The organism is Corynebacterium lipophilum (assembly GCF_024102595.1).
Lineage (GTDB): Bacteria > Actinomycetota > Actinomycetes > Mycobacteriales > Mycobacteriaceae > Corynebacterium > Corynebacterium pseudogenitalium.
Map to the genome: position 1 here is coordinate 282,402 of NZ_JAEUWV010000001.1, position 26,139 is coordinate 308,540.

Annotated in this window: 25 protein-coding genes and 1 pseudogene; 24 read left to right on the forward strand and 2 right to left on the reverse strand. The window is 56.2% G+C overall.

The genetic code is table 11. From position 1 onward, the window contains the following. The first annotated feature begins 19 nt into the window (after positions 1-19). Together efp and nusB are read left to right on the forward strand one after the other, a co-directional pair. Positions 20-583 carry an elongation factor P gene (gene efp / locus JMN37_RS01360; protein WP_070362395.1) on the forward strand — a complete coding sequence of 188 codons (564 nt, stop codon included), beginning with the start codon at positions 20-22 and terminating at the stop codon, positions 581-583. After that, on the forward strand, positions 583-1,086 hold the full coding sequence (gene nusB, locus JMN37_RS01365) for a transcription antitermination factor NusB (protein ID WP_252930857.1): 504 nt from the start codon (positions 583-585) through the stop codon (positions 1,084-1,086). Before efp ends, nusB begins: the two co-directional genes overlap by 1 nt. Before the next feature lie 58 nt (positions 1,087-1,144). On the opposite strand, the gene JMN37_RS01370 is transcribed toward nusB, so the two are convergent. Further along, positions 1,145-1,594, reverse strand: coding sequence for a YbjN domain-containing protein (locus tag JMN37_RS01370; RefSeq protein ID WP_070362397.1), 450 nt, complete (start codon positions 1,592-1,594; stop codon positions 1,145-1,147). Beyond that, complete coding sequence (locus JMN37_RS01375; protein WP_070362398.1) at positions 1,584-2,054, reverse strand: type III secretion system chaperone family protein; 471 nt, start codon at positions 2,052-2,054, stop codon at positions 1,584-1,586. The genes JMN37_RS01370 and JMN37_RS01375 overlap by 11 nt, the downstream gene beginning before the upstream one ends. Before the next feature lie 229 nt (positions 2,055-2,283). Here JMN37_RS01375 and pyrR point away from each other — a divergent pair, with 229 nt between their 5' ends. The 22 genes and pseudogenes from pyrR (at position 2,284) to uvrC (ending at position 26,126) form a co-directional block, all read left to right on the forward strand. Further along, on the forward strand, positions 2,284-2,853 hold the full coding sequence (pyrR, locus tag JMN37_RS01380) for a bifunctional pyr operon transcriptional regulator/uracil phosphoribosyltransferase PyrR (protein ID WP_071572589.1): 570 nt from the start codon (positions 2,284-2,286) through the stop codon (positions 2,851-2,853). Then, positions 2,850-3,770, forward strand: coding sequence for an aspartate carbamoyltransferase catalytic subunit (locus JMN37_RS01385; protein WP_071572590.1), 921 nt, complete (start codon positions 2,850-2,852; stop codon positions 3,768-3,770). The genes pyrR and JMN37_RS01385 overlap by 4 nt, the downstream gene beginning before the upstream one ends. 2 nt (positions 3,771-3,772) lie before the next feature. Beyond that, a complete protein-coding gene (locus JMN37_RS01390) occupies positions 3,773-5,053 on the forward strand; it encodes a dihydroorotase (RefSeq protein WP_070362401.1) in 1,281 nt (426 codons plus the stop codon). Positions 5,054-5,067: 14 nt separating this feature from the next. Then, on the forward strand, positions 5,068-6,213 hold the full coding sequence (gene carA / locus JMN37_RS01395) for a glutamine-hydrolyzing carbamoyl-phosphate synthase small subunit (protein WP_071572591.1): 1,146 nt from the start codon (positions 5,068-5,070) through the stop codon (positions 6,211-6,213). A 24-nt stretch (positions 6,214-6,237) separates the two neighbouring features. Continuing rightward, complete coding sequence (gene carB / locus JMN37_RS01400; RefSeq protein ID WP_071572592.1) at positions 6,238-9,588, forward strand: carbamoyl-phosphate synthase large subunit; 3,351 nt, start codon at positions 6,238-6,240, stop codon at positions 9,586-9,588. A gap of 2 nt (positions 9,589-9,590) precedes the next feature. Then, complete coding sequence (gene pyrF / locus JMN37_RS01405; protein WP_070477054.1) at positions 9,591-10,391, forward strand: orotidine-5'-phosphate decarboxylase; 801 nt, start codon at positions 9,591-9,593, stop codon at positions 10,389-10,391. A gap of 217 nt (positions 10,392-10,608) precedes the next feature. Continuing rightward, on the forward strand, positions 10,609-10,932 hold the full coding sequence (gene mihF / locus JMN37_RS01410; RefSeq protein WP_070363511.1) for an integration host factor, actinobacterial type: 324 nt from the start codon (positions 10,609-10,611) through the stop codon (positions 10,930-10,932). Between the two features lie 4 nt (positions 10,933-10,936). Next, positions 10,937-11,530, forward strand: coding sequence for a guanylate kinase (gene gmk / locus JMN37_RS01415; RefSeq protein WP_070362405.1), 594 nt, complete (start codon positions 10,937-10,939; stop codon positions 11,528-11,530). 36 nt (positions 11,531-11,566) lie between these two features. Then, a complete protein-coding gene (rpoZ, locus tag JMN37_RS01420; RefSeq protein ID WP_240492815.1) occupies positions 11,567-11,869 on the forward strand; it encodes a DNA-directed RNA polymerase subunit omega in 303 nt (100 codons plus the stop codon). Between the two features lie 85 nt (positions 11,870-11,954). Beyond that, positions 11,955-13,172 carry a bifunctional phosphopantothenoylcysteine decarboxylase/phosphopantothenate--cysteine ligase CoaBC gene (gene coaBC / locus JMN37_RS01425; RefSeq protein WP_083433152.1) on the forward strand — a complete coding sequence of 406 codons (1,218 nt, stop codon included), beginning with the start codon at positions 11,955-11,957 and terminating at the stop codon, positions 13,170-13,172. A gap of 122 nt (positions 13,173-13,294) precedes the next feature. Beyond that, positions 13,295-14,521, forward strand: a complete 1,227-nt coding sequence (gene metK / locus JMN37_RS01430; RefSeq protein WP_252930858.1) for a methionine adenosyltransferase — start codon at positions 13,295-13,297, stop codon at positions 14,519-14,521. Positions 14,522-14,532: 11 nt separating this feature from the next. Continuing rightward, positions 14,533-16,542: a primosomal protein N' gene (locus JMN37_RS01435; protein WP_252930859.1), complete on the forward strand. Its 2,010-nt coding sequence runs from the start codon at positions 14,533-14,535 to the stop codon at positions 16,540-16,542. A gap of 42 nt (positions 16,543-16,584) precedes the next feature. Continuing rightward, a complete protein-coding gene (gene def / locus JMN37_RS01440) occupies positions 16,585-17,085 on the forward strand; it encodes a peptide deformylase (RefSeq protein ID WP_070362410.1) in 501 nt (166 codons plus the stop codon). Then, positions 17,085-18,017 carry a methionyl-tRNA formyltransferase gene (fmt, locus tag JMN37_RS01445; protein ID WP_070477064.1) on the forward strand — a complete coding sequence of 311 codons (933 nt, stop codon included), beginning with the start codon at positions 17,085-17,087 and terminating at the stop codon, positions 18,015-18,017. The genes def and fmt overlap by 1 nt, the downstream gene beginning before the upstream one ends. After that, positions 18,014-19,468: pseudogene (locus JMN37_RS01450) on the forward strand (RsmB/NOP family class I SAM-dependent RNA methyltransferase). The gene fmt and the pseudogene JMN37_RS01450 overlap by 4 nt, the downstream one beginning before the upstream one ends. A gap of 4 nt (positions 19,469-19,472) precedes the next feature. After that, entirely contained in the window at positions 19,473-20,138 is a 666-nt protein-coding gene (rpe, locus tag JMN37_RS01455; RefSeq protein WP_070362413.1) for a ribulose-phosphate 3-epimerase, read from the forward strand. Then, entirely contained in the window at positions 20,138-21,100 is a 963-nt protein-coding gene (gene ribD / locus JMN37_RS01460; RefSeq protein WP_143000882.1) for a bifunctional diaminohydroxyphosphoribosylaminopyrimidine deaminase/5-amino-6-(5-phosphoribosylamino)uracil reductase RibD, read from the forward strand. Before rpe ends, ribD begins: the two co-directional genes overlap by 1 nt. Beyond that, the gene (locus JMN37_RS01465; RefSeq protein ID WP_252930860.1) at positions 21,100-21,687 is read left to right on the forward strand and encodes a riboflavin synthase; all 588 of its coding nucleotides are present in this window, start codon (positions 21,100-21,102) and stop codon (positions 21,685-21,687) included. Before ribD ends, JMN37_RS01465 begins: the two co-directional genes overlap by 1 nt. Before the next feature lie 11 nt (positions 21,688-21,698). After that, complete coding sequence (locus JMN37_RS01470) at positions 21,699-22,967, forward strand: bifunctional 3,4-dihydroxy-2-butanone-4-phosphate synthase/GTP cyclohydrolase II (protein ID WP_070977199.1); 1,269 nt, start codon at positions 21,699-21,701, stop codon at positions 22,965-22,967. Beyond that, positions 22,968-23,456 (forward strand): 6,7-dimethyl-8-ribityllumazine synthase, encoded by a 489-nt coding sequence (gene ribH, locus JMN37_RS01475; RefSeq protein ID WP_071572598.1) that lies wholly within the window; start codon positions 22,968-22,970, stop codon positions 23,454-23,456. It begins immediately after the preceding gene. A gap of 45 nt (positions 23,457-23,501) precedes the next feature. Beyond that, positions 23,502-24,035, forward strand: coding sequence for a PH domain-containing protein (locus JMN37_RS01480; protein ID WP_252930861.1), 534 nt, complete (start codon positions 23,502-23,504; stop codon positions 24,033-24,035). Between the two features lie 15 nt (positions 24,036-24,050). Continuing rightward, positions 24,051-26,126 carry an excinuclease ABC subunit UvrC gene (gene uvrC, locus JMN37_RS01485; RefSeq protein ID WP_252930862.1) on the forward strand — a complete coding sequence of 692 codons (2,076 nt, stop codon included), beginning with the start codon at positions 24,051-24,053 and terminating at the stop codon, positions 26,124-26,126. The last annotated feature ends 13 nt before the right edge of the window (positions 26,127-26,139 follow it).

The window sequence follows — 26,139 nt, forward strand, 5'->3', positions numbered from 1 at the left end:
GAAAGAAGGAAGGCTTCAAGTGGCAACTACTGCTGATTTTAAAAACGGTTTGGTTCTGTTGGTAGATGGGAAACTCCAGCAGATTGTTGAGTTCCAGCATGTGAAGCCCGGTAAAGGCCCAGCTTTCGTTCGTACTAAGTTGAAGGATGTTGTCTCCGGCAAAACCGTGGACAAGACCTGGAACGCTGGCGTTAAGGTTGACACGGCAACGGTTGACCGCCGTGACATGACCTACCTGTACAACGACGGAACCAACTACGTGGTCATGGACGACAAGACCTTTGAGCAGTTCGAGCTTCCAGAAGAGAAGTTCGGTGATGCCGCAAAGTTCCTGCTGGAAAACATGCATGTCCAGGTCTCGTTCTACGAGGGCGACGCACTGTTTGCAGAACTACCGATCTCGGTCGATCTCAAGGTCGAGCACACCGAGCCGGGTCTGCAGGGCGATCGCTCCACCGGTGGCACCAAGCCTGCAACCCTGGAGACCGGCGCCGAAATTCAGGTCCCACTGTTTCTTGAGACCGGTAATGTAGTGAAGGTTGATACGCGTACTGGTGAATACCTTTCGCGTGTGAACAACTAATGGAGGATTTCAAACGCCATGGCGCACGATACCGTGCGCGTCGTAGAGCCGTCGATATCCTCTTTGAAGCCGAAGCTAGAGACATCGACCCGGTTGCTATTGTCGAAGACCGAGAGACGCTGTCTCAGAACCCGCTGAATCAAATTGCCCCGGTGGCTCCGTATACCCGGACCATCGTGGAGGGCGTGGCCCTTCAGCTCGATGATATTGACGACGCAATCGAGAAGTTTCTCAGCAGCGATTGGGAGTTGGATCGAATCCCCGCAGTGGATCGGCAGATCTTGCGCGTAGGTATCTGGGAGATCCTGTTCAACGCAGAGGTTGATGCCCCAATCACGATCTCGAATGCGGCTGAATTAGCTACGCAGTACTCAGGCGCGAAAGCGGCGCCGTATATCCACGCGGTGCTCGACGGAGTAATTCAATCGCAATCTGAAAATGCTCCAATGTCTCAGACTCACGCAGAAGAACCTGCTGACGGTCAGGAGGGCGAGGAAGCTTAACGAGTTTTCCGCTGTAAAAAAGTGGGAGGCAACGAATCAACGCGTTGCCTCCCACTTTTTAGTTTCCGCGTTGAGCGGCTTCAGCGATCGTTTCTGATAGCACTTTCATCATATTTTGTGCATAGAGCACCTGGTCGACACTACGGCGGAGAGCACTCGAAAGTTGTTCATCGGTCATGCCCGCGGCAACGTGTATCTCGCTTTCAGAACGGACAACTAGTGTCTCCCCTCTGTTTGCCACAACCGCGCGGCAACCGAGCAGCGAAGAGTTCGTCTGGTTCGCGGCGAGATAGAGTGAGGGATCTGTGGAGTCGGAAGGAACGTCTGTTTCGGCATCGGCGCGGACGATCAACACGGTGTCCAGGAGTACAAACAAGACATGGAAATCATTCAGGTTTGCATGCGCGACGCGCCCTGTCGGATCATCGGACAGTTCGATGCCGTGACCCCGCATTTGTTCAATGATGCGTTCGATCGTTACCTGGGGTGTAGAAGTACTAGTGCTCAACGTGGGGGTCCTTCCAGTTCACTAACGTGGGAAATGACGTTTCCAGAAAATCAAAAGCCTGCAGTGTTGATTCGATCGATGTGACGATAAATGCGCCCAATTGATCTGGTGTTAACCCGTTTGTGACGTCTGTCGTACGGATTGCGCTCACCGCCAGCGATGGTGCATCGCTTCCTGTTTCGTTTTCGAAGAAACGCAAGGTTGGCGCAAAGTGGGTTTGGTTATGTTCGTTCATTGCCAAGAGCAAGTGTGAAGCCATTTCTTGTGGCACAGCACCGCGCCAAATGGATTCGAAAATCAGATAACTATCATCCAAAGCGCACACAGTCGCGCAGTTGACGAATCCGCTTCGCAAAATATTTTCTTCAATGCGGTACTCAAGGTCCTCATTTTCAAAAATGGCTGCAACATCTGCAAGCGAAACCGGACTGGGCTGGTCAGGGATTTGTTGCGTCGTCATTGTTCCAACCCTACCAATCATTCGTCGGCCAACTACCTATGCGGAATCCTGAGAAAACTTGGCGGGTACACCTGTATAGGGGAAGCGAGCAATCTAGTGAAGAGAATTATTGACCGATATAGCGAGACGCCTTTGTGAAGGTGCTAAGATTCTGACCAGTCTCAGCATAGACAAATACCAATTTCGACATCCTTTAAATTCCGCACAGCGAGGCGGGGAAGGAGGTTCGATGAGTGACAAGCAACGCGTGACGTCTGCGCTATTAAGTGAGCGTGACGTTGAGCGAACAATTGCACGCATCGCGCACCAGATCATTGAAAAGAATGCGCTTGATTCGGAGTCTTCAGACACTCCAGTCCTATTGGGTATTCCTTCGGGGGGAGTGCCACTAGCAGAGCGGATCGCGGATGCGATTCAGTCTTTTACCGGGATCACCGTCCCCGTAGGCAGCCTGGATATTACGCTGTACCGAGACGATCTCCGAGACAAGCCTCATAGGGCGCTAATGCCGACGAACATTCCGGTTGAGATCAATAACGCAACCATAATCCTCGTAGATGATGTTTTGTTTTCCGGTCGGACCATCCGCGCGGCACTCGATTCGTTGCGAGATCTTGGTCGACCACGCACTATTCAGCTTGCAGTCCTAGTTGATCGTGGACACCGCCAACTACCAATTCGCGCCGACTACGTTGGCAAGAACATTCCAACCGCCATTGCTGAAGATGTCACGGTGTCTCTGACCCCAATTGATGACATCGATGCGGTGACGCTGACCAAGGAGGTCACCACCGAATGAAGCACCTGATTTCGATCGACGATCTCAGCGTTAACGACATTCACCTCATCATGGATGAGGCAGATCGGTTCCGAGAAACCCTCGAGGGTCGCGAGATTAAGAAGCTCCCAACGCTGCGTGGACGTACGATCTTCACGCTGTTTTACGAGAATTCAACGCGCACGCGCTCCTCGTTCGAGACTGCAGGTAAGTGGATGAGCGCTGACGTCATCAATATTTCTGCGTCCTCTTCTTCCGTGAAGAAGGGCGAGTCGCTGAAGGATACGGCCTCGACGATCGCTGCAGTCGGCGCTGACGCCATTGTCGTTCGCCACCCATCGTCTGGAGCAGCGAAACTCATTGCTGACTGGGTTCCTAATGTATCTGTCGTCAATGCGGGCGATGGCCAGAACCAGCACCCGACGCAGGCGCTCCTTGATGCGGTAACGATGCGTCAGAAGATTGGTGAAATCGCCGGCAAGAAAATCATCATTGTCGGCGATATTTTGCATTCAAGGGTCGCACGCTCCAACGTGCAACTGCTGTCGAAGCTTGGCGCGGATGTCGTACTCGTTGCACCACCAACCCTGTTGCCAGTTGGGGCGGAGGACTGGCCATGCCGTATCAGTTACGACTTTGATGCCGAGATTCCAGACGCGGACGTTGTAATGATGCTGCGCGTTCAGGCAGAGCGTATGCATGGCGGGTTTTTCCCATCGCACCGCGAGTACGCCACGCTGTTCGGACTCAGCAAACAGCGAGCACAGCAAATGAAACCTGGCGCCATCATCATGCACCCGGGCCCAATGCTGCGCGGTATGGAAATCAACTTTGATGTTGCAGACCGCGAAAATACTGCTGTACTGCAGCAGGTCTCAAATGGTGTTTATACGCGAATGGCTGTGCTGTTCGCTTTGTTGGCTGGAGAGGATAGCTAGAAATGTCAGTAATTGCATTGACAAACGTTCGGCCATACGGCGAATCCACCGTAAACGTCCTGATCAAAGATGGGCAGATTGCTTCGGTAGGGGAAGACGTCGATACCTCGAAGGCTGACGAAGTACTAGATGGTCAGGGTTGGGTGCTGCTGCCTGGCCTGGTGGACATGCACGTCCACCTCCGTGAGCCGGGCAGGGAAGATACGGAAACCATCGCCACAGGTTCCGACGCAGCTGCGAAGGGCGGTTTTACAGCCGTGTTTACGATGGCTAATACGCGGCCGGTGATTGACCAGCCATTCCTTGCTGAAGCGGTGTGGAACAAGGGGCAAAGCTACGGTAAGTGTGACGTGTACCCGGTTGGATCTATCACGCAAGGGCTTGAGGGCAAGCAGCTCACCGAGATGGGATTGATGTCGAAGTCCCATGTTCGTATGTTCTCGGACGACGGAAAATGCGTAAACGATCCACAAATCATGCGGCGCGCAATTGAATATGCGAAAGCATATGATGTGCTGCTCGCACAACACGCCGAGGATCACCGTCTGACTGAAGACGCCAGCGCTCACGAAGGGCCAATGGCTGCGAAGCTGGGCCTTCGTGGATGGCCGCGCGTAGCTGAAGAATCGATTGTCGCCAGGGATATGATCATGTCGCGCGATTACGGCGGACGTCTCCACGTCTGCCACGCTTCGACGGAAGGAACTGTTCAGCTCTTGCGCCTGGCGAAGCAGCATTCCTCAAAGATTACGGCGGAGGTTACACCGCACCATCTGCTGTTGACAGATGAGAAGCTGGAAACGTTTAACGGAAACTTCCGGGTAAACCCGCCGCTGCGTGAGCACAGAGACACAATTGCGCTTCGTGACGCTTTGCTGAACGGGATTATTGACGTAGTTGCGACGGACCATGCCCCGCACGGTTCGGAAGAAAAGTGTGTGGAGTTTGAACACGCGAAGCCAGGCATGCTGGGGCTCGAGACATCGCTGGCAATCATCGCGCGTGTCTTCGTTGAAGCGGGGTTGGCGGACTGGCGGTTCGTCGCAAAGGTAATGAGTGAGAGACCAGCTGAGATTTTGAGGCTGGAGGACCAGGGGAGACCGATTACTGCTGGCGAACCAGCAAACCTCACCTTGGTCGACCCGAATTCGCCGTGGACGGTAGAGCCGGAAGAGTTGGCGTCGAAGGCCTCGAACACACCATACGAGGGAATGCAGTTTAATGCGCAGGTCAAAATGACGATGCTGCGTGGAGCTATTACGTACCAAGCTGATAACGAGTAAAGGAACTAAACAATATGGTTAATGAACGTATCCCAGCGCTTCTCGTGCTTGGCGACGGAAAGGTTTTTCGAGGCTTCTCATTTGGGGCGAAGAAGCAGGTCTTCGGAGAGGCAGTGTTTAGCACCGCGATGACGGGCTACCAGGAAACGATGACTGACCCGTCCTACCACAAGCAGATCGTGACCCTTACAGCCCCACAGATCGGCAACACCGGTTGGAACGACGAAGACAATGAGTCCCACGACAACAAGATCTGGGCTGCTGGCCTTGTGATCCGCGATCTTTCCACCGTGCACTCGAGCTGGCGCGCAAAGCGCAGCCTTGCAGAACAGATGGAAAACGAAGGTATCCCGGGCGTCTACGGGGTGGACACTCGTACTCTGGTGCGTCATCTCCGCAATCACGGCTCTATTGCGGCAGGAATTTTCGTCGGTGAAGACACCGAGCGTCCAGTCGATGAGCTAGTGAAGCTGGTGAACGAGCAGCCTGCGATGGCTGGGGCAGACCTCAGCGAAGAGGTCTCGACGAAGCAGCCGTACACTATCCCCGCTGAAGGCGAGAAGCGTTACACCGTCGTCGCCTACGACATGGGTATTAAGACTGCTACGCCTATGCAGTTTGCACAACGGGGCATTGAGACCGTCGTGGTGCCGGCAAATACTCAGCTAAAGGATATTGAACAGTACCGACCGGATGGTGTGTTCGTCTCGAACGGTCCAGGAGACCCATCCACCGCAGACGAAATGGTGGCGATTGTTCGCGATATTATCGCTGCTGAGATTCCGTTCTTCGGGATCTGCTTCGGTAACCAAATCTTAGGTCGTGCGCTTGGCCTCGAGACATACAAGCTGCGCTACGGCCACCGGGGAGTCAACGTTCCGGTGAAGAACCTGCGCACGGGAAAGATTGATATCACGAGCCAAAATCACGGTTTTGCCCTCCGCGGCAAGGAAGGCGACACATTCGAGACAGATTTCGGCCCGGCGTCCATCACACATGTCTGCCTGAACGATGGCACCGTCGAAGGCGTGGCATTGGACAACAACATGGCGTACTCCGTGCAGTATCACCCCGAATCAGCCGCCGGACCGCACGATGCGAACCCGCTGTTTGACCAGTTCATCTCGTTGATGGACTCGAAGAGCCCGAACAACCAGTAACCAGCATTAGAGGAGATTCACACAATGAAGCGCGAAGATATCAACCATGTGATGGTTATTGGCTCCGGGCCAATCGTTATTGGCCAGGCGTGCGAGTTTGACTACTCGGGGACGCAGGCGTGCCGCGTCCTGAAGGAAGAAGGTCTACGAGTCACGCTCATTAACTCGAACCCGGCAACGATCATGACGGACCCGGAGTTTGCGGATCACACCTATGTTGAGCCGATTGACCCAAGCTACATCGACATGATCTTGGCCCGTGAAGCAGAGCAGGGGCATCCAGTCGATGCGATTCTGCCAACGCTCGGCGGTCAAACTGCCTTGAACGCAGCGATCCAACTTGAGCGCCAGGGTATCCTGGCAAAGCATAACGTGGAGCTTATTGGCGCAAACATCGATGCAATTGAGCGCGGTGAGGATCGGCAGAAGTTCAAGGACATCGTCGAGAAGATCGGCGGTGAATCTGCCCGCTCCCGCGTGTGCTACTCGATGGATGAAGTCCACGAGACTGTCCAGGAGCTTGGGCTTCCGGTCGTTGTCCGTCCTTCCTTCACCATGGGCGGTCTTGGCTCTGGTCTCGCGTTCACTATGGAGGACCTTGACCGCATCGCAGGTGGAGGACTTGACGCCTCCCCGGAGGCAAATGTGCTGATCGAGGAGTCTATTCTCGGCTGGAAAGAGTTCGAGCTTGAGCTTGTCCGCGACCGCAATGACAACGTCATAGTGGTCGCCTCAATCGAGAACGTTGATGCGCTTGGTGTCCACACAGGTGACTCTGTCACCGTCGCGCCGGCTATGACGCTGACGGATAGGGAGTTTCAGACCATGCGTGATCAGGGTATCGCCATTATCCGCGAAGTGGGCGTCGATACGGGTGGCTGCAATATTCAGTTCGCGGTGAACCCAACTGACGGGCGCATCATCACAATTGAGATGAACCCACGTGTCTCTCGCTCTTCGGCTCTTGCGTCGAAGGCGACGGGCTTCCCGATTGCAAAGATCGCCTCCAAGCTGGCTATTGGCTACACGCTGGATGAGATTCAAAACGACATCACCGGGGTGACCCCAGCCGCGTTTGAGCCGACGCTCGACTACGTCATCGTCAAGATGCCTCGCTTTACGTTCGAGAAGTTCCCTGGATCAGACGAGACGTTGGGCACCTCGATGAAGGCTGTTGGCGAAGCAATGGGCATTGGGCGCAACTACATCCAAGGCTTGAATAAGGTCATGCGGTCAATGGAAGAGAAGCCGAACGGTTTCTGGACGAAGCCGGATAGCTACTTTGCTGAAGGCCGTGAGAATGATGTGGATGCTGTCCTCCAGGATCTGCGCATCCCGACCGATAAGCGCATGTACGATGTTGAACTCGCGCTGCGCTTGGGCGCGAGCATCGAGCAGGTCTACGAAGCCAGTGGGATTGACCCGTGGTTCCTCGCTGAGTTGGCAGCGCTCGTTGAGTTCCGCCAGGCGCTTATCGACGCCCCCGTTCTCGACGCTGAGCTGCTCCGCGAAGCGAAAGTTTTCGGGCTCTCTGATGCACAGATTGCCGCGCTTCGCCCTGAGCTAGCCGGCGAAGATGGCGTACGTTCGCTCCGGTGGTCTCTTGGTGTCCACCCTGTATACAAGACCGTTGATACTTGCGCGGGTGAGTTCGAAGCGCAGACGCCGTATCATTACTCCGCGTACGAATGGGATCCGGAGGCAGAGTCTGAGGTCGCCTCCTCCGATAAGGAGAAGGTGCTGATCCTGGGCTCAGGCCCGAATCGCATCGGTCAAGGCATCGAGTTTGACTACTCGTGCGTCCACGCCGCGCTGGAGCTCTCGCGGGTTGGCTACGAGACAGTGATGATCAACTGCAACCCGGAGACCGTTTCCACTGACTACGACACGGCTGACAGGCTCTACTTCGAGCCTCTGACCTTCGAAGATGTCATGGAGATCTATCGCGCTGAGTCTCTGTCTGGCACGGTTGCAGGGGTTATCGTGCAGTTGGGTGGTCAGACGCCACTCGGGCTCGCGCAGCGACTCGCTGACGCCGGGGTACCGGTAGTCGGAACTACCTCCGAGGCCATCGATTCCGCGGAAGACCGCGGCGAGTTTGGCAAGGTGCTCGACGCTGCCAAACTGCCTGCGCCAGCGTACGGTACCGCCGTTTCTTTCGAAGAGGCACGTCGAGTAGCAAATGAGATTGGATACCCCGTCCTTGTTCGTCCTTCCTACGTGCTGGGCGGCCGAGGCATGGAGATTGTCTACGACGAGCAAAGCCTTGAAGACTACATCAATCGCGCAACCGAACTCTCGCCGGATCACCCTGTGCTTGTTGACCGCTTCCTAGATTCCGCAATTGAGATCGACGTCGACGTGCTGTCGGATGGTAAGGACGTCTACCTCGGTGGCGTCATGGAACACATCGAGGAAGCCGGCATCCACTCCGGCGATTCGGCTTGTGCACTGCCTCCGATGACCATTGGGCCAGAGGACATTGAAAAGGTGCGTCGTTCTGCAGAGGCGTTGGCGCACGGTATCGGTGTTACTGGTCTGATGAACGTACAGTTCGCGTTGAAAGACGACATCCTCTACGTCATTGAAGCCAACCCGCGTGCGTCGCGAACCGTTCCTTTCGTGTCGAAGGCGACCGGCGTACACCTAGCCAAGGCGGCTGCTCGTGTGATGATGGGTGCGACCATCGCAGAGCTGAAGGCCGAAGAGATGATCCCGAGTGACTACGACGGTGGCTCGCTGCCACTTGATCACCCAATCGCAGTGAAAGAGGCCGTGTTGCCGTTCAACCGCTTCCGTCGGCCGGACGGAGCGATGCTCGACACCATCCTTGGTCCAGAGATGAAGTCGACTGGCGAAGTGATGGGCTTAGCGCCGTCGTTCGGAGTTGCCTACGCGAAGGCTGAGGCAGCAGCCTTTGGCGCACTTCCGACGGAAGGCACAGTATTCGTTTCTGTCGCCAACCGTGACAAGAGAACCCTGATTTTCCCAATTCAGCGCCTTTCCACAATGGGATTCAAGATTCTGGCTACAGGCGGCACAGCCCAAATGCTGCGAAGGAATGGGATCCCTTGCGAGATCGTATTGAAGGCCTCAGACGTCCGAAACGGGGCGGAAGGCAAATCGATCGTCGACTGCATTAACGATGGTGAGATTGACCTGATTCTGAACACGCCCGCAGGATCTTCAGGTGCACGCCACGACGGATACGATATCCGCGCCGCAGCCGTTGCACACGGCGTACCACTCATGACGACAGTTCAGGGCGTTACCGCCGCAGTCCAAGGCATCGAAGCGCTTCGTGACAATGAAATCGCTGTCATGAGCCTTCAGGAACTTGAGTCCGAAACTCGGACTGAGAACGGAGATAAGTAGCCGTGTCCTTTGCGCTCGACTTACACAGTGCTGCCCGTGAACACGGGCAGCTGTGTGTGGGCATCGACCCGCATGCACAGATCCTTGAGCAGTGGGGTCTCCCAGATACCGTAGATGGCCTTGCCGCGTTTTCCGATGCCTGTGTTGAGGCGTTTGCCGGCCATGCAGCTGTGGTCAAGCCACAGGTCGCGTTCTATGAACGATTTGGATCCGCAGGCTTCCGCGTCCTAGAGCGACTCATTCAACGCTTCCGGGAGTCACGAACGCTTGTGATAGCAGATGCGAAGCGAGGGGATATCGGTTCGACAATGCAAGGGTATGCCGACGCTTGGCTTCGACCGGGATCGCCCCTAGAAGTGGATGCCCTCACGCTGACTCCGTTTCTTGGCGTTGGTTCCCTTGCCCCTGCAATCAACACTGCCTTCGAGTATGGGAAAGGAGTATTTGTTATGGCTGCTAACTCGAACCCGGAGGCGCAGGAGTTCCAATCTCAACAGATAGACGGTGTAACAATCGCGCAGCAGATGGTTGATGCCTGTGAGGCGCTGAATAGCACGCACCGTTCAGATGTGGGGATTGTGGTGGGGGCGACGCTCTCATACGCGCTTGATCTTTCGAGGTTTACTGGGCCAGTCCTTATGCCAGGCGTTGGCGCACAAGGGGCTAGCTTTAACGACGTTCGTGAGATCGCGGGGAAGAGAGTTGGGCAGTTTTATCCCAATATGTCACGTGGGATTCTTACTGCTGGTCCGGACCCAGATGAACTGCGAAAACGTGCTGTTGACCAGGCGAATTGGCAATAGGGACAGCTCGTATTTACCAGATTGCATAATTGCTGGTAGTTTAGTTGCGTCGATGCGTTGACGTGGCTAAACGCCATGCAATACATCATGAAGAAAACTTCCTAGTGCTACACTGGCTCGGAGCCGCTTGCTTAGTCCGGTACTATCGGGGCTGGTAAATCGCGGTCCGGTGCCAAAGCACTGGAGCAATAGAACTACTATTTACATGGAGGAAACCGTGGCACTTCCACAGTTGACCGATGAGCAGCGTAAGGCAGCACTTGAGAAGGCAGCAGAAGCGCGTAAGCAGCGTGCAGAGCTGAAGGCTTCGCTGAAGCGCGGCGACACGAACCTCGCTGAGGTTTTGGAGAAGGCAGCTACCGATGAAATTATCGGTAAGACCAAGGTCTCTGCGCTCCTGGAGGCTCTGCCAAAGGTTGGCAAGGTGAAGGCTCGCGAGATCATGGAAGAGCTTGAGATTGCACAGACGCGTCGTCTGCGCGGTCTGGGTGACCGTCAGCGCCGTGCCCTGCTTGAGCGCTTTGGTTTCTCCGAGGACTAATCCAGTGTCGACTCCCACTTCACGCGGTAATCTCGTAGTTCTGGCCGGTCCCTCGGCGGTAGGGAAGTCAACCGTTGTGCAGCGCTTGCGCACAGAAGTTCCTGAACTGTACTTCTCTGTCTCAATGACAACGCGCGCACCTCGGCCGGGCGAACAGGACGGCAAGGATTACTTCTTTGTTACGCCCGATGAGTTCCAACAGAAGATTGATTCGGGCGAGATGCTTGAGTGGGCAGATATCCATGGAGGGCTCCAGCGCTCCGGTACTCCAGCTTCTCCAGTGCGCGAGGCGTTGGAGGCTGGTCGGCCAGTCCTCGTCGAAGTCGACTTGGTTGGAGCTCGAAACATCAAAGGCTTGATGCCAGAGGCGGCCACCGTGTTCTTGGCCCCGCCGTCGTGGGAGATTCTTGTAGAGCGACTCACTGGCAGGGGCACGGAGACGCAAGAGGTGATCGAGCGTCGTCTGGAAACTGCCCGCAACGAGATTGCGGCACAGGACGAATTCGACAACGTCGTGGTCAATGACAACATCGATGACGCTGTCGCTGCTATAGTGGACCTTCTTGTGGGGTCTGACGGCCGAGACACTGACAATTAATTGAAGTACAACGAGAAGTAGGTTGAATTGAGCACGATCAACAGCGATCTGTTGCAAGATGGCTCTGCGGGCGACGCGGAAGAAAAAGCATACGACACCCCTGATGGTATTACCGCACCCCCGATTGATGAGCTACTGACGAAGGTTTCGTCGAAGTACGCCTTGGTAATCTTTGCGGCCAAGCGCGCCCGCCAAATCAATAGCTACTACCAGAACTCAGACGAGGGCGTTTTTGAGTTCATCGGGCCATTGGTGACGCCAGAGCCGGGTGAGAAGCCGCTTTCGATCGCGCTTCGTGAGATCAACTCGAGTTTGCTCGAGCACGAAGAGGGCATGTAACTCCCCGCACCCTCATATCACACACTTGCCCCGCAGTGGCTCCCTAATGGAAGCGGCTGCGGGGTTTTGCGTACACTCTGTTGCTATGAACGAAGTGAGCAAGGTAGTCGTTGGCGTTTCGGGCGGTATCGCAGCGTACAAAGCCTGTCAGATTGTTCGCGGATTTCGCGAGCAGGGGGTTGACGTACGGGTTATTCCGACAGAAAACGCCTTGAAGTTTGTAGGTGCGGCCACTTTTGAGGCGCTGTCTGGCGCTCCGGTAGACACTGATGTTTTTTCGCGCGTTGATGAGGTGCAGCACGTACGAATCGGGCAGGATGCGGACGTCATTGTGGTGGCTCCTGCTACTGCAGACTTTCTGGCGCGCGTGGCTGGTGGGCGCGCTGATGATCTCTTAACTTCCACACTGCTCATGGCAACGTGTCCCGTCGTGCTTGCTCCGGCAATGCATACTGAGATGTGGAACAATCGCGCTACGCAACACAACGTGTCGGTCCTTCGCTCTCGGGGGTACACCGTACTGGAGCCAGCGCATGGGCGGCTGACGGGCAAGGACAGTGGGGCAGGTCGGCTTCTCGACCCCTCGCAGATTGTCAAGCTGACAGAGACCGTGGCTGCTACCGGGCCAATTGAGCAAACGCTCAAGGGCAAAAGAGTGTTGATCAGTGCCGGAGGCACTCGGGAGCCACTTGATCCTGTCCGATTCTTGGGGAATCATTCCTCCGGCAAGCAAGGTTTTGCTCTGGCAGAAATTGCAGCACAAAGAGGTGCCCATGTTGATATCGTCGCGGGTGCCATTGACCACTTGAGCATCCCCGCTGGTGCTGAGATACATCGTGTCACTACTGCTCTCCAGATGAATGAGGCGATGCGCAGCCTTGCTCCACAAGCCGACATCATCGTTATGGCTGCTGCTGTAGCTGATATGAGGCCACGGCATGCGGCGCAGAAGAAACTGAAGAAAGATGATAACAGTCAAGAGCTTTCTCAGGTGGACCTGGTTGCAAACCCCGATATTTTGCAGGGACTTGGTGAGATGAGGAAAAAGGGGCTTACCTCTGCGACGATTGTTGGGTTCGCTGCGGAGACCGATAACGAACTTGAGAACGCCCGGCGCAAGCTGCAGCGCAAGGGAGTGGACGGTCTGATGGTGAATTCGGTGGCGCAGGGAGCTGTCTTCGGGCAGGCACACAATCAGGGGTGGTTCCTTGATAGTTCGGGTCGGGAACAGGCGATTCCGCATGGTACAAAGCTGGAAGTTGCAGTGCACCTGCTGGATAAGGTTGAGTCACTCCACATGTAGAAACGACGTTTGAATTATTAGACCGAGTGGTCTACTCTAAGGTGCATTGCATCAACGGTTGGCGATGGTACGTCTTCGCTGGCCATTCTCTGTAGGAACGAAAGAGCAAAAGGAAGACCGCTTTGTCTACACGTGATACTGGTACGTACTACCGTTTATTCACCAGTGAATCGGTGACTGAAGGTCACCCCGACAAAATCTGCGACGCAATTTCGGACGCGATTTTGGACGACATGCTCAAGCAGGATCCGTCCTCGCGTGTCGCTGTAGAAACCTTAGTGACGACCGGTCAGGTGCACGTGGTGGGTGAGGTACAAACCGAGGCTTACTCAAACATCGCCAAGATTGTCCGCGACAAGTTGGTCGGAATCGGGTTTTCTTCGTCGGAGGTGGGCTTTGATGGCCGTACATGTGGAGTGAACATCGCCATCGGCGATCAGTCTGCTGAAATTTCGGACGGCGTTAGTTTTTCTCAGGAGTCGCGCGAGAACGACACCATCGAAGCGCTCAACCAGACAGGTGCTGGTGATCAGGGGCTGATGTTTGGTTACGCTACGAATGAAACCGAAGAGTACATGCCGCTACCAATTGCGCTTGCGCACCGACTTGCGCGACGCTTGACCGAGGTGAGAAAGATGGGCACCGTCGTGGGCTTGCGCCCGGACGGTAAGACTCAGGTGACGTTCGCTTACGACGGCGAGACCCCAGTGGCACTGGATACCGTGGTTATTTCCACGCAACACGACCCGGACTTCGTCGGAGAGGAACTCGAGAACGCGCTCCGTACCCATGTGCTCGAGTGGGTAATCGCTGACGCTGGGTTAGAGGAGTTCTACACGGATGACACCAAGCTGCTGATTAATCCCTCGGGTTCGTTTGTGCTTGGGGGCCCGATGGGAGACGCCGGGTTGACTGGGCGAAAGATCATCGTAGACACATATGGTGGCATGGCACGGCACGGCGGTGGTGCGTTTTCCGGCAAGGATCCATCAAAGGTTGACCGCTCTGCTGCGTACGCAACTCGTTGGGTTGCCAAGAATATTTGTGCAGCTGGTTTAGCAGACCGCGTCGAGGTGCAGGTAGCGTACGCGATTGGGCGAGCAACCCCGGTTGGCCTCTACGTTGAGACGTTTGGCACCGCAGCTGAAGGACAGACGAACGAGTCAATTCAGCAGGCTGTGGAGAAGGTCTTTGACCTTCGTCCGGCCGCAATCATCAAAGAACTTGACTTGCTTCGCCCAATTTATGCCCAAACGGCTGCGTACGGTCACTTTGGGCGCACGGATGTCGACTTGCCGTGGGAGCGTTTGGACAAGGTAGATGACCTGCGCGCTGCAGCAGGGGTATAAGGCACGGCTGAATGTCGAAGCAGCCCGCAACCTTCCTTCCTGTCGCCAAGGTGCTACCCCAGCTTGGGTTGGCACATCTAGACCGCACCTTTGACTACTACGTAGCTGAGGAGCAGTCAGAAGATGCGCAGCCGGGAACGCGGGTGCGGGTGCGGTTCGCTGGTCGACTTGTTGACGGGTTGATTCTTGGCCGGACGGAGGCCCCTGAGCATGTAGGTAACTTGCGGTTCCTCGAGCGCGTGATTTCATCGGAGGTCGTCGCTCCAATCCAGTTACGCCAGCTTGTCGACGCACTCGCTGAGCGCTATGCCGGCGTCAGATCTGATATCTATCGCTCAGCGATCCCTCCTCGGCATAAGAAAGCTGAAGAGACAGACACTTCTACACCTTGGGCGGAGCTTGGTGAGGCCACCGAGCCAGATCTTTCGGGATGGAGTACATATCAATACGGTGAATCATTCGTCGATGCTGTGCTCGCCAGAAAGCTAGTGCGAGCAGCGTGGCAGGTTGCACCAGGTGCTCCGTGGGCAGGTCCCGTTGCTGCTTTGGCTGCAAAAGTCGCGCTTGACGGTGGCGGAGCACTCATCGTCGTACCGGATCAGCGAGATGTAGATAGCCTCGAAGCACAGTTGAAGAAGGTGGTCGGGCCTCGGCAGATCAGCACGCTCACTTCTGCACAGGGTCCGCAGGCAAGGTATTCACGATATCTGTCGGCATTGCATGGGCAGGCCCGAATCGTGGTGGGGACTCGCTCCGCTGCGTTCGCGCCGGTACAGGATCTTCGACTGCTTGTGCTCATGGATGACGGCAACGACAATCTTGTTGACCCGCGTGAGCCGTATGTGCATGCTCGCGAGGTCTTGACGACGCGCTCCGCGCTTGAGCACGTCCCGTTAATCATCGGCGGTGTCGCAAGAACTGCAGAAACCCAAATGCTGGTCGAATCGGGTTGGATGCATGGGTTGGAGGCGTCGAAAGGCACGATTCGAGAGCGGATGCCGCGGATCTATGCAGCGGGGGATTCCGACATCGCACTAGAACGTGACCCACGTGCAAGGCAAGCAAGGCTTCCTTCTGCGGCGTTCCAAGCAGCAAAGCGGGCACTTCAGCGTAATCGCCCGGTGTTGTTTCAGGTGCCTCGTGCTGGATACATTCGTGCGCTGGCTTGCGGTGACTGCCGCACCCCGTCTCGGTGTCGTGCGTGCAATGGACCGCTCGAGTTGCCACAAAGTGGGGATGCATCCGCACCAACCTGCCGGTGGTGTGGCCGCATAGATCCCTCTTATCGTTGTGCTGCATGCGGTTCGCGAAAGCTGCGCGCAGTGGTATTGGGCACAGACCGGACGGCAGAGGAGCTTGGCCGAGCATTTCCTCAAGTGCGTGTGCGGAATTCCTCAGGCGAAAAGGTACTCGCTGAGGTTGAGTCTCAGGCACAGCTTGTTGTAGCCACGCCCGGCGCGGAACCCGTAGTGGAAGGCGGGTACGGAGCAGCGGTGCTGATGGATGCGTGGGCGCTGCTGCAACGTCCAGACTTGCGAGCGGCTGAAGAGACTTATTCGAGATGGATAGCGGCTGCAGCGCTGGTTGAGCCCCATGAACGCGGTGGGGAGGTCGTCGTGACCGCTGATCCGGGAATTGCCGTTGTGCAGTTCTTCCTGCGCTGGGATCCGTCCGGCTATGCGGCGCTTGAGCTTGGACATCGACGAGAGGTTTCGTTTCCGCCAGCTGCTCACGTAGCAGTGGTGGACGCACCACGTGTCGCTTTGGAAGATTTTTTCGCACATACGACGCTTCCCTTAGCTGCTGAGTTGTTGGGGCCAGTCGACTTACCGAGCGGGGTCTCATTACCTGGCACTTGGGACGAGCAGCAGTTCGGCCCTGCGCAGCGCATGCTGGTGAGGTGCGCAGTGCAAGAACGGAATGAGCTAGGTCGTGCTTTACGGGCTGGAGTGATCAGTAGAGCGACGCGCAAGCAGGATTTACCGCTGCGGGTGCAGGTTGACCCTCTGCATATTGGATAGTGTTGCGCCCGTGGAGCCGAGAGGTGGGTAGACTATCGATCCATGACAGTTCGCAGGCTTCGATTGCTCGGGGATCCTGTGCTCAATGAAGTAGCTCAAGAGGTTACTGAGTTTGGCGCTGGGATTCGCACGCTGGTCAATGACATGTTCGACACAATGGATAACGCAGGTGGTGTTGGCTTGGCTGCAAATCAGATTGGCCACAGCCTGAGGGTGTTCGTCTTCGATTGTCAGGGGCTTCGGGGACACATTGTGAACCCGTCGTGGTCGCCGCTTTCTGGGGATAGTCAGCTGGGTACTGAAGGGTGTCTGTCCATTCCCGGTGTTAGGGCCGATGTGGAGCGATATCGCTCCGTAGTCTGCAACGGTGTCGACGCAGAGGGACATCCGTTGTCGATCCTGGGAACAGGACTCCTCGCGCGGTGCATTCAGCACGAGACTGACCACCTTGACGGCGTTGTGTTCTTGGAGCGTCTGTCTGCGGAAGAAAAGAAACAAGCTATGTCACAAGTTCGAACATCAACGTGGTGGAAGGAACGGTAATGCGTATTGTGTTTGCTGGGACGCCAGAACCTGCAGTCGTGGCGCTGGAGGCGTTGCTTCATTCAGAGCATGAAGTAGTTGCGGTGCTCACGCGCCCTGACGCGCCGAAGGGGAGAGGGCGGACGCTTCACCCGTCGCCGGTTAAGAAAGTTGCGCTTGAGCATGGCATTGAAGTACTTGAGCCGAAGACATTGCGTGGTAATGCAGAAATCGTCGAACGTCTACGTGCGATTGCTCCAGATGCGATTCCCGTAGTAGCGTACGGCAACCTTGTTCCACCTGAGCTGCTCGACTTGCCTCAGCACGGGTGGGTGAACCTCCACTTCTCGCTTTTGCCTGAGCTCCGGGGAGCGGCTCCAGTCCAGGCTGCAATCTTGTCGGGATTGACGACGACCGGTGCCACGACATTCCGCATCGATGAGGGACTCGATACAGGTCCAGTTCTGGCTACGTTTGAGGAAGCGATTTTGCCTACCGATACCGCGGACGATCTCTTGACCAGGCTTGCGTACGAGGGTGCTGACTTGCTTGTTGCCACGATGGATGGTCTCGCCAGTGGCAGCATAGTACCGGAACCACAGCCCGTGGATGGCACATATGCCCCGAAAATTCAGAGCAAGGATGCTCGGATTCAGTGGGATTGTGACGCCGAAGTAGTTGATCGTACGATCCGCGCATACACGCCAGGACCTGGTGCGTGGACAATGCTCGGTGAGCAGCGTGTCAAAATCGGGCCGGTGTCGATTGGTGACTCGGATACGCTTGGCGCGGGCGAAGTGGCCGTCGAAAAGAATCGGGTGCGAGTTGGAACTGGGACAGTCGATGTGATCTTGCAAGAGATACAACCGCCTGGGAAGAAGCGTATGGCTGCAGATGCGTGGGGGCGCGGGCTCGCAACCGAGACTATTGAGGCAGGGGTGAAATTTGTATGAGCGGAGGGTTCCGATCCCGGTCTGCGGGGCGTCGTAAGCCTGCGACAGTAAGCAAGAAGACGGCGAAGGTTGCACAAAAGCGAACCAACCAGCAAGCGCCAAAGGTTGATATTGGTGACCCTGCTCGTGAGGCAGCGTGGTCGACGCTGATGCGCGTCGACATAGACGGGGCGTTCGCGAACTTGGTCTTGCCGGGAATACTCCGTGAACACCAGGTGCGTGGCAAGGATGCTGCATTTGCTACGGAGCTGACGTATGGAGCACTGCGATCGCTCGGTGTGATTGATGCGGTTCTTCAGGAGTGCTCGAGCCGCGCTATTGCTGATCTCGATGCTGAGGTACGCGCAGCTCTGCGATTAGGCGCTTACCAGTTGCTGTACACCAGAGTCGGGCAGCATGCCGCGGTTGATACTTCGGTGCGCTTGGTTATCGGCGCTGGGAAACAGGGCGCGAAAGGTTTTGTTAATGCGGTGCTGCGAACGATGAGCCGGCAACCCTCGAAGCACTGGATTGACACCTGCAAGCCCAATGAGCCACTGGAGCGCATCGCGTTCGAGCACGCGCACCCTGCTTGGATTGCTCGTTCTTTTGCAACGGCGTTAGGGGTTGAAGCAGATGATCCGGAGCTGGCCGAGGCCCTCGAAGCTGACTCGGAGCGTCCCATCGTGCATCTTGTCGCACGACCCGGCGAGATCTCCGCGGAGGAGTTGGCACTCATCACTGGTGGCGACATTGGCAAGTACTCCCCGTATGCCGTGTATTTGCCTGAGGGGAACCCAGGTGAGCTGCAACCGGTACGCGATGGTTTCGCCGCGGTACAAGACGAAGGCTCTCAGTTGATTGCGCGGGCGCTTGTCCAAGCGACCGTCGCTGACGACCAGGGACGCTGATTGGACCTCTGCGCAGGCCCGGGGGGCAAGGCTGCATTCATCGGTTCCTTGGCGGCAATTGATGGTGCACGCGTTGATGCAGTCGAGGTTGCGCCTCACCGTGCGGAGCTTGTGCAGAAGGCGACGAAAGGTTTGCCGGTCAGTGTTCGCACAGGGGACGCGACAACCATTGAGCTCGAGTCTGGATACGACCGAGTGCTTGTCGACGCCCCCTGTTCCGGCCTCGGATCGTTGAGGCGTCGGCCTGAAGCACGCTGGACGAAGCACGAGTCAGATATCGCTTCGCTCACCCAGCTACAGCTCAAGCTGCTCAACACAGCCATTACTGCGACAAAGCCTGGTGGCGTAATCGTGTACTCGACATGTTCGCCAGATGTTCGGGAGACCAGAGGCATCGTTGACGCTGTGCTGGCCACTGGCAAAGTCGAGGAGTGCGACGCACAGCAACTTGTTGCGCCAATGGAAAACGTCGGTCCACATCGTAGTGTGCAGATGTGGCCACACCGCCACGGAACTGACGCAATGTTCTTCGCAGTTCTTCGCAAGAAAACACTAGGGTAGAGGCATGATTTATATTGCGCCGTCCATCCTCGCCGCGAACTATGCAGCTCTCGGCGAAGATGTTGAGAAAGTTCCGAACGCCGACATGCTCCACGTAGACATCATGGACGGTCATTTTGTGCCGAACCTTTCTTTTGGTCCGGATGTGACCAAAGCAGTCAACGGGGTGACCGACCAGTTTCTCGACATGCACCTCATGATCGAGGAACCTGAGCAGTGGTTCGAGACCTATGCCAACGCTGGTGGTGATCGAATGATTTTCCACGTCGAGGCAACGAATGACCACGTCGCTGCTGCGAAGCAGTGCCGTGAATTAGGCGTGCAGGCGGGATTTGCTATTAAACCGGGCACACCAATCGAGCCATACCTCGACGATCTTGAGCATTTCGAGGAAGTGCTCGTGATGAGTGTGGAGCCCGGTTTTGGCGGACAGAAGTTCATGCCGGAAGTGCTCTCGAAGGTGTTTACCCTGCGTGACCACATTCGCGCTGCTGGCTTGTCCACGGTAATTGGGATCGATGGTGGCATCGCCAACTCCACAATTGCTCAGGCGGCCGAGGCCGGTGTGGACGCCTTCGTGGCTGGATCCGCAGTATTCGGCGCAGATAATCCCGCTGAAGCAGTAGATACGCTGCGTCGGATGGCAAAGGAAGCGGCTGGCGTCGCGTGATCGAAGCAGCTATCGCAGCAGGGGATGCAGTCCGCGGGACTACGAGTCCCAATCCACCAGTTGGATGTGCGTTGTATAGCCCAGACGGAGTTCTAGTCGCCACCGGCGCGACGGCCCCCGTCGGCGGGCCACATGCGGAGGTTCAAGCACTTCGTAAGGCAGGAGCTCGTGCAGAAGGCGCTACAGCCGTTGTCACGTTGGAGCCGTGTAACCACACTGGACGAACTGGCCCGTGCACAGAGGCACTGATTTCTGCGGGTGTTGCCAAGGTTGTGTATCTCACGGCTGACCCGAATCCTCTCGCTACAGGCGGTGCTCAGCGGCTTGAAGCCGCGGGTATCGACGTCCGCTTCGAGCCTTACCGCGTTGAAGCCCTTCAGCCTTGGATTTCCTCCATACGCCACAATCGGGTCAGCGTGACCGCGAAGTTTGCGATGACGTTGGATGGGTTCACCGCAGCGATTGACGGCTCCAGCAAGTGGATTACCGGACCTGAGGCGCGCCAGTTCGTGCACCGTGACCGCGCTCAACGCGACGCCATCATCGTTGGGACCGGAACCGCGATCACTGACAATCCTTCGCTCACCGCGCGTAGACCGGATGGAAGCCTGTATCCGCACCAGCCTCGCCGCGTTGTAATCGGCACGAGAGAAGTGCCCGAAGGAAACTTACGCGAGCTAGGCTTTTTGCAGTATCCGACCCCTGAGGCAGCATGCGCAGAACTTTGGGAACTTGGCTGCCGTGACGTACTTGTTGAGGGTGGAGCGAATCTCCTCAGCAGCTTCTTTACCCGCGGTGTTGTCGACCGGGTGCAAGCATATATTGCGCCAAAACTGCTAGGCCAAGGTCGCTCGGTGCTGGACGCTGCACTGGCGCGTACGATAGGCGACGCATTCGAATTTAAGATCTGCGACGTGCACCAACTTGGCGAGGACGTATTGATAGAAATGGAGACTGCATAGTGTTTACAGGACTGGTTGAGGAAGTTGGTTCGGTGGCGTCAATCGAGCCACTCGACGACGCAGTTCGGATCCGTATCGGCGCAGAAACCGTACTTGCAGGAGTGGAATTTGGAGACTCGATTGCCGTCGACGGGGTGTGTCTCACAGTAGTTGAAGCCACAGAAAATTCTTTTACTGCAGACGTCATGCTTGAAACTTTGCGTCGTTCCCGTATCGGTGAATACAAGGAAGCAACCCTGGTCAATCTTGAGCGCGCACTAGCAGTGGGAGACCGTCTTGGTGGTCACATTGTTCAGGGGCACGTCGATGCAGTGGCGACACTTCAACATCGCTCGCCTGGTGAGCATTGGGACGTACTGCGGTTTTCGCTCCCTGAAAAAGTACGAAAGTACGTGGTGGAAAAGGGCTCTATCACGATCAGCGGGATCTCGTTGACCGTCTCTGCAGTAGGAGATGGTTGGTTTGAAGTCTCGCTCATCCCTGCGACCCTACAGGCGACGACCGCAGGCTCATGGAAATCAGGCGATTCGGTCAACATCGAAGTCGATATCATTGCCAAATACGTTGAGAACATGGTGAGGCACTAACATTGGGTTCCATGAATGCTCCTCAGGACTCCGTTGGACGTAATTCGCAGCTAGACACCGTCGAAGATGCAGTAGCAGCTATTGCTCGCGGTGAAGCAGTCGTTGTTGTTGACAACGAGGATAGGGAGAACGAGGGGGATCTTATTTTTGCCGCCGAGTTCGCCACCCCGGAACTCGTAGCGTTTATGGTGCGCTACACCTCCGGATACATTTGCGTCCCGCTCGAGGACGAGCGTGCGGATGAGCTCCAACTGCCGCCCATGGTTGCTCATAATGAGGACGCCCGCGGCACCGCGTACACGGTCACTGTCGATGCAGCGACAGGATCGACAGGTATTTCCGCAACATCGAGAGCTGAGACTATTCGACGCCTCGTCGATACGAAGTATGGGCCGCATGACTTCACTCGTCCGGGCCATATCGTGCCTCTGCGCGCACGCAAGGGAGGGGTGCTCACGCGGGATGGACATACCGAGGCCTCAATCGATCTCGCGCGCTTGGCAGGACTTACTCCGTGCGGTGTGTTGTGTGAAATCGTGTCCGAGGAGGATCCGACGGATATGGCGCGGTTTGATGAACTGCGCAAGTTCAGCGACCGGCACGGTCTCAAGATGATCTCCATCGAGCAGCTTATTGCGTATCGACGCCGCCATGAGATGACAGTCGAGCGCACTGTCGAAACCAAGTTGCCGACCGAGTTCGGTACGTTTGCCGCGTACGGTTATCGCAATCGCATCGATGGTTCCGAGCACATCGCATTGGTAGTCGGGGACGTCGCGAACTGTGACGATGTACTTGTGCGGGTTCACTCCGAGTGCTTGACGGGGGATGCCTTTGCGTCGAAGCGGTGCGACTGTGGTCCGCAGCTCCACGAGTCGATGCGTCGGATTCAAGAAAAGGGTTGTGGTGTGCTCGTGTATGTTCGCGGGCACGAAGGTCGCGGTATTGGTCTCCTCGCCAAGCTCGAGGCCTATCGCCTGCAAGACCAGGGCCTTGACACCGTTGATGCCAACCTTGAGCAGGGGCTGCCCGTCGATGCCCGCGAGTATTCGGTTGCCGGACAGATTTTGAAAGACCTTGGTATCATTTCGTTTACACTGTTATCCAATAATCCGGAAAAGGTGGAAGCGCTCAGCGGCTTCGGTCCGATCGTGAAAGAGCGGGCTCGAATCGAAATTGTGCCTACTCACGAGAACATCCGGTATTTACGAACCAAGCAGTTGCGCATGGGGCATGATCTCCCGTTGGCTGCTTCGTGGACTGAGCAGGAGGACGATTAGATGGCAAGTGTCGGTGCACCTGATGCGCAGACGATAAGTGGTGAGGGCTATACAGTCGCCATTGTTTCGACACTGTGGAACCAGAAAATCGTGGAGCGTCTCCGGGACCGGGCGATCTCGACTGCCCGAGAAATGGGCGCTAAGTATGCGGAATTTACCGTCGCCGGCGCGTTAGAATTGCCGGTTGTGGTGCAGGCGTGCGCTCAGCGTTACGACGCTGTCGTAGCGCTAGGGTGCGTAATTCGAGGTGAGACGGCGCACTTTGAGTATGTTTGTGACTCGGTGACCGCAGGGTTGACCCGCATCGCACTCGACGAATCAACGCCGGTCGGAAACGGAGTACTCACCGTCGAAGAAGAAGACCAGGCCTACGAGCGTGCTGGTGGAGAGGACGCGAAGGAAGACAAGGGCGCGGAAGCCGTGCAGGCAGCAATCGGTGCCCTCATCGAGCTTGAAAAAGTCCGAGCGACCCCGAAGAAAGATTCATAACTGAAAGAACGTAGCGTGTGCTACGGCAGCGAGGAGTAAAGAGTAGTGAGCGAAGAACAGTCGGTTGCACGCAAGATTGATGAAGCGGAGCTTGCATACCTCAACGCACTAGACCCACATGCTTCGATCTCGACTAAGCCGTGGGAGCTGACGATTCGGTCCCCATTTCTGAAGAAAGTCGCAGCTGTATGCATTCTTGTGCTGATGGCCGTGCACATCTTCATGGCCGCTGTCGTTGACGTGGAATTTTCGGGCCTCACAATTACGTGGCTCGACAAGTTTGCTTTCGTTGGAGTCGGTATCATCCTCTCGATTCTGACCTGGCTGGTGTTGACGCGGCCGTGCGTCCAGGTCAATGAGGACGGCGTCGAGGTAGCCAACATTATCGGGACGCGATTTTACCCCTGGCTAGTTATCTACGGGCTTTCGTTCCCAAAGGGCGCCCGAATGGCCCGGCTAGAGCTTCCGGACTTTGAATACGTTCCGCTGTGGGCGATTCAGGCTGCAGATAAAGAGTTAGCGTTGCAGGCAGTTGCGGAGTTCCGCGAGCTCGAAGCTAAGTACATGCCGTCAGAATAGGGAGCGCGGAGCGTCTTGGCTGATCCCACTTCCTACCGTCCGGCTCCAGGGACGATCCCCACCGACCCAGGTGTTTATAAGTTTCGCGACCCTCATGGTCGCGTCGTCTACGTCGGTAAGGCGAAGAACCTGCGAGCTCGACTCAGCAACTATTTCCAGCCACCGGCGCAGCTCCATCCGCGAACGCGCCAGATGGTATTTACCGCCAGCTCCGTGGAGTGGACGGTTGTAGCGAGCGAAGTTGAGGCGCTGCAGCTTGAGTACACGTGGATCAAGAAATTCGATCCCTGGTTCAACGTCATGTACCGGGATGACAAGACGTATCCCATGCTCGCTGTGAGCGTGAAAGAGCGCTACCCCCGGGCATTCTTCTACCGGGGGCCGAAACGAAAAGGTGTCCGCTACTTTGGGCCGTTCTCGCACGCGTGGGCCGTACGCGAAACGCTTGATCTATTGACGAGAGTGTTTCCGATTCGTACCTGTTCGAACGGTGTGTTTAATCGACATGAGTCGCTCGGGAGACCATGCCTGTTGGGCTACATCGATAAGTGTTCGGCACCGTGCGTACAACGTGTTGATCAACAGGAATATGACGAGATTGTCGCCGGGTTCCTCTCGTTTATGGGCGGACGAACAGAGCACGTTGTCAGATCCCTCAAGCAGCAAATGGCTACTGCGGCAGAACAACTCGAGTTTGAAAAGGCAGCGCGTCTTCGCGATGACCTTGGCGCACTGGACAAAGTGATGGAGCGCCAAGCCGTAGTGCTCAGCAGCGATACGGATGCTGACATCATTGCTATCGACAGCGATGAGCTGGAAGTAGCTGTGCAAATCTTTAACGTTCGTGGTGGTCGCATTCGTGCCCAGCGAGGCTGGGTCGTTGAGAAGACCGGCGACGAACCCGGCAGTTTGGACCGGTTAGAAGAGGGGGAAAAGGACCCTGCAGTTCCCACACTGATGCAGGACTTTCTGGTTCAGTACTACTCAGATGCCGTTGAGCGTGACGCCCAGGAGCGAAAAGAAGACCTACAGATTACAGAGCAATTCCGACGAAGGGGCGTCGATAAGCAATCGCATCGCGAAGCGGTGCCGAGTATTCCGGTGCCGCGTGAAATCCTTGTTGCGGAACTTCCAGAAGAGTTGGCCGACGTCTCTACGCTATTGACACAGCTTCGAGGTGCGCAGGTTGACATCCGCGTGCCGCAACGTGGCGACAAAGCAGCGTTGCTGGAGACAGTCCACCGCAATGCCGCTGAAGCACTCCATCAGCACAAGCTGAAACGCGTAGGCGATCTCACTGCCCGTTCACAGGCATTGCAGGATATTCAGTCGGCGCTTGGCATGGATGAAGCTCCGTTACGAATTGAGTGCACCGACATTTCTCATATTCAGGGCACAGACGTTGTGGCGTCGCTGGTTGTGTTTGAAGATGGTCTGCCGAAGAAGAACGATTACCGGCGATACCAAATTAAAGAAGCAGCCGGCGATGGGCGCTCCGATGATGTTGGATCGATAGCTGAGGTCACTCGACGGAGGTTTAAGCGCTACCACGAGGACAAACTCGCCAATCCCGACGAAGAAGTAAGCACGATGATGTTTGCGGAGGAGGCGAGTGAGGTTGCTTCCACCGGCAATCAACGATTTGCCTATCCACCACAATTGTTTATCGTCGACGGCGGAAAACCACAGGTAAACGCAGCACAGGCGGTATTCGATGAGCTTGGTATCGTGGATGTACAGCTCATCGGGCTGGCAAAGCGACTAGAAGAAATCTGGGTTGCCGATGACGATGAACCAATCATTTTGCCCAGAAACTGCGAGGGTATGTACCTGCTGCAACAGATACGAGACGAGGCTCACCGCTTCGCGATCACCTATCACAGACAGCAGCGTTCGAAACGGATGAGAGCATCAGTACTGGACAACGTACCGGGGCTGGGGCCTGCTCGGAGAAAAGAACTGGTGAAGCATTTCGGCAGTGTCAAACAGATTCGCAAGGCTTCGCTTGAGCAATTGCAGGAGGTAGCGGGGGTCGGGCCGAAGTTGGCAGAGACGATTTTCGAGCACCTACACAAGGACGTCGAAGCCTAGCTAGTATGGGCCT

Coding starts and splice junctions, on each gene's coding strand:
- JMN37_RS01435 (WP_252930859.1), top strand. CDS start 14,533: ATGTCGAAGCAGCCCGCAACCTTCCTTCCTGTCGCCAAGGTGCTACCC.
- carB (WP_071572592.1), top strand. CDS start 6,238: ATGAAGCGCGAAGATATCAACCATGTGATGGTTATTGGCTCCGGGCCA.
- def (WP_070362410.1), top strand. CDS start 16,585: ATGACAGTTCGCAGGCTTCGATTGCTCGGGGATCCTGTGCTCAATGAA.
- fmt (WP_070477064.1), top strand. CDS start 17,085: ATGCGTATTGTGTTTGCTGGGACGCCAGAACCTGCAGTCGTGGCGCTG.
- JMN37_RS01375 (WP_070362398.1), bottom strand. CDS start 2,054: ATGACGACGCAACAAATCCCTGACCAGCCCAGTCCGGTTTCGCTTGCA.
- JMN37_RS01470 (WP_070977199.1), top strand. CDS start 21,699: ATGAATGCTCCTCAGGACTCCGTTGGACGTAATTCGCAGCTAGACACC.
- ribH (WP_071572598.1), top strand. CDS start 22,968: ATGGCAAGTGTCGGTGCACCTGATGCGCAGACGATAAGTGGTGAGGGC.
- pyrR (WP_071572589.1), top strand. CDS start 2,284: ATGAGTGACAAGCAACGCGTGACGTCTGCGCTATTAAGTGAGCGTGAC.
- coaBC (WP_083433152.1), top strand. CDS start 11,955: ATGAACGAAGTGAGCAAGGTAGTCGTTGGCGTTTCGGGCGGTATCGCA.
- carA (WP_071572591.1), top strand. CDS start 5,068: ATGGTTAATGAACGTATCCCAGCGCTTCTCGTGCTTGGCGACGGAAAG.
- JMN37_RS01385 (WP_071572590.1), top strand. CDS start 2,850: ATGAAGCACCTGATTTCGATCGACGATCTCAGCGTTAACGACATTCAC.
- rpe (WP_070362413.1), top strand. CDS start 19,473: ATGATTTATATTGCGCCGTCCATCCTCGCCGCGAACTATGCAGCTCTC.
- JMN37_RS01390 (WP_070362401.1), top strand. CDS start 3,773: ATGTCAGTAATTGCATTGACAAACGTTCGGCCATACGGCGAATCCACC.
- nusB (WP_252930857.1), top strand. CDS start 583: ATGGAGGATTTCAAACGCCATGGCGCACGATACCGTGCGCGTCGTAGA.